Annotated in this window: 5 protein-coding genes; 2 read left to right on the top strand and 3 right to left on the bottom strand. The window is 42.2% G+C overall.

Annotation, left to right across the window (positions count from 1 at the left end):
* On the top strand, positions 1-578 hold a 578-nt coding region (locus QZ735_RS09385), incomplete at its 5' end, for a Nif3-like dinuclear metal center hexameric protein (RefSeq protein ID WP_294247323.1).
* 3 nt (positions 579-581) lie between these two features.
* Positions 582-1,358: a hypothetical protein gene (locus QZ735_RS09390; protein ID WP_294247326.1), complete on the top strand. Its 777-nt coding sequence runs from the start codon at positions 582-584 to the stop codon at positions 1,356-1,358.
* 79 nt (positions 1,359-1,437) lie between these two features.
* Here the strand turns inward: QZ735_RS09390 and QZ735_RS09395 are convergent, their stop codons facing one another.
* The 3 genes from QZ735_RS09395 to QZ735_RS09405 all read right to left on the bottom strand — a co-directional run.
* Positions 1,438-1,698, bottom strand: a complete 261-nt coding sequence (locus tag QZ735_RS09395; RefSeq protein WP_294247328.1) for a WG repeat-containing protein — start codon at positions 1,696-1,698, stop codon at positions 1,438-1,440.
* A complete protein-coding gene (locus QZ735_RS09400; RefSeq protein WP_294247331.1) occupies positions 1,695-2,300 on the bottom strand; it encodes a hypothetical protein in 606 nt (201 codons plus the stop codon). Before QZ735_RS09400 ends, QZ735_RS09395 begins: the two co-directional genes overlap by 4 nt.
* 14 nt (positions 2,301-2,314) lie before the next feature.
* On the bottom strand, positions 2,315-2,649 hold a 335-nt coding region (locus QZ735_RS09405; RefSeq protein ID WP_294247334.1), incomplete at its 5' end, for a hypothetical protein.

The raw sequence follows: 2,649 nt of genomic DNA on the forward strand, positions 1-2,649 counted from the left end.
CTTTCAGGCCGGTAGAAGGCTCAAACCCTTTTTCAGGCCAGCAGAATATCCGTGAAAATGCTGATGAAGACATGGTTTCCGTAATTTTTGAGGATTTTAAGCAGGGAAATATCATCAATGCCATGAAAATGGCGCATCCCTATGAAGAAGTAGCCCACCAGATTTACAGCCTGGATAATACCAATGCTTATTCCGGACTGGGAATGTACGGCGATCTGGAAGAGCCTCTGGAAGAAGCGGACTTTCTGAAAATGGTCAAGGAAAAGTTTAATCTTGAAATCATCCGGCATTCAGGGTTGAATGGTAAAAAGATCAGGAGGGTAGGGGTACTGGGCGGCTCCGGGGCCAGCGGCATCCGGTCTGCAATTTCGAGAAAATGCGATGCCTACCTCACGGGAGATGTGAAGTATCATGACTTTTTCCTTGCCGATTCAAAAATGATGATCTGCGACATCGGACACTTCGAATCCGAACAATTTGTAACTCAACAATTATTTGAAATTTTATCACAAAAATTCACTACCTTTGCAATCTCAAAATCTATTGAGAGAACAAACCCGGTAAATTATTTCATTTAACATATGGCAAAAACCAACGATATTTCAGTTGAAGAAAAGTTAAGAGCTTTATACGATTTGCAGATCATTGATTCCAGATTGGACGAAATCCGAAATACCAGAGGAGAATTGCCGATCGAAGTAGAGGATCTTGAAATTGAAATCGAAGGTCTTGAGAAAAGAGCTGAAAAATTTCATGCAGACATCAAGGAGCAGGACGACCAGATTAAAACAAAGCATGAGGTAATCAACCATGCAAAAACTTTAATTGAGAAATACAGATCCCAGCAGGATAGCGTAAGGAACAACAAAGAGTTTGAAGCATTAAGTAAAGAAATTGAATATCAGGAGCTTGAAATCCAGCTTTCTGAAAAAAGAATCAAGGAATTCGGTGTTAAGATCGCCCATAAAAACGAAACACTGGACGAGCTGAACGGAAAAATCGACGATCTCAGAAACCACCTGAAGTTCAAGAAAGAAGAACTGGAAGGCCTGATCGCTGAAACCCAGAAAGAAGAGGAATACCTGATCGAGCAGTCTAAGGAATTTGCAGGAAAAATCGACGAGAGGTTGCTCGCTTCTTATAACAGGATCAGAACCAACTCACCGAACGGTCTTGCTGTCGTAGGCCTTGAAAGAGGAGCTCCGAAAGGATCTTTCTTTACCATTCCGCCTCAGAAGCAGATGGAAATTGCCCAGAGAAAGAAAATCATCATTGATGAGCACTCCGGGAAAATCCTGGTGGATGACGAACTGGTAATGGAAGAAAACGAGAAAATGAATGCGGTGATCAAATTCTAAAAACAGAATCACCATTCTATATACAAAAAGCTGTTTCAGTACTGAAACAGCTTTTTTGTTTGGAGCAATACAGCGCCGTTTATTTTTTCAGATCCAGCGGTACTACCGTTCCTCTGGAATCCACATAAGCAGCCGGAATGTCATATTGCTGGCATAATGAATGCAGCCCTCTGAATAAGGTGTTGGTACGTATCTCACGGCTGTATTCAGGAGGGAGGATTTCTTTCCCTTCCGTACTGTAAAGACCGTATTTTCCATTTTTCAATACAGAAAAGAAGGAACCTGAATTGGTAATGGGACCGTCGAATTGGGGACTGATGATTTCCCTGCGTCCTTTCATGTCATAGACGCCCCACTGGGTTCCCGAAGCTGTTTTTTTCCGGTGTAAATATAATCAGGCAACTGCGATTTGCTAATGCGATCATACTCATTGTTAAGTACGATTCTGTACTGGTTATCCATGATTCCCGTTTTTCCGTCCTTCTTAAACAGGATAAACCGGTTGGGGCTCTCGGTACTGAAGAAATAGGAGTCCGAAGTAACAGGTCCTCTGCTATTGATAAAACATTCCGGAAGGATATCGTCATATATAAAATCCGAGATCAGTTTCCCCTCGCTTCCTACTATTGCGTATTTATCTTTTTTCACCAGGAATAAGAAACTTTCGGCTTTCCTGTCATATTCATTGGTTCTGTAGTCCAGGCGGTCATAGGCCGTACCGATCTTAATTTTCTTTCCTTCCAGGGTCATCAGGTCTTCTTCCGGATCCCCGTTTTTATTTTTGATGATGCCTTTGATGAAAGGGACTGAAGGCTTGATCTCATCATATATAAAAGCGGTGAGAGGCTTTACGTTTTTCGAGAACAAGGCTGATTTTCCGTTTTTACCATGGGCTATAATAACCGGGGTCACATCATTGCCGCCTTCCGAATAATAAGCCACGATTTCTTTGGAAATCAGATTTCCCTGAAGGTTATATGCATAGGTTCTTCCTCTTTATTGGCAGATAAAAAGCCTGATTTATGTAAGGCGACGTAGGTGAACTCTGCCGGAAGAATCATTTTTTTCAGGAACAGGTCATAAACACCCTGAAGGGGATTTGCCTTACTTGTAGTGGTAATCAGCAACAGATGATCGTTTAACCGCTCTGCTTTCCCTATATCCTGTGGAATTCCAAAATTACCCGGATCTTCTCCGGAAAGATCCTGCGATGCCAGCCGGTTTTTTACAGGAGTGTACGGTATCGTTTCACCTTTCGTATTCAGGTAGACATAATTTCCATCCAGTTTGG

This window comes from uncultured Chryseobacterium sp., from assembly GCF_913776365.1.
Lineage (GTDB): Bacteria > Bacteroidota > Bacteroidia > Flavobacteriales > Weeksellaceae > Chryseobacterium.

Bases quoted from the DNA above. Each gene is read 5' to 3' on its own strand.
- QZ735_RS09390 (WP_294247326.1), top strand. From the start codon at position 582: ATGGCAAAAACCAACGATATTTCAGTTGAAGAAAAGTTAAGAGCTTTA.
- QZ735_RS09395 (WP_294247328.1), bottom strand. From the start codon at position 1,698: ATGAAAGGACGCAGGGAAATCATCAGTCCCCAATTCGACGGTCCCATT.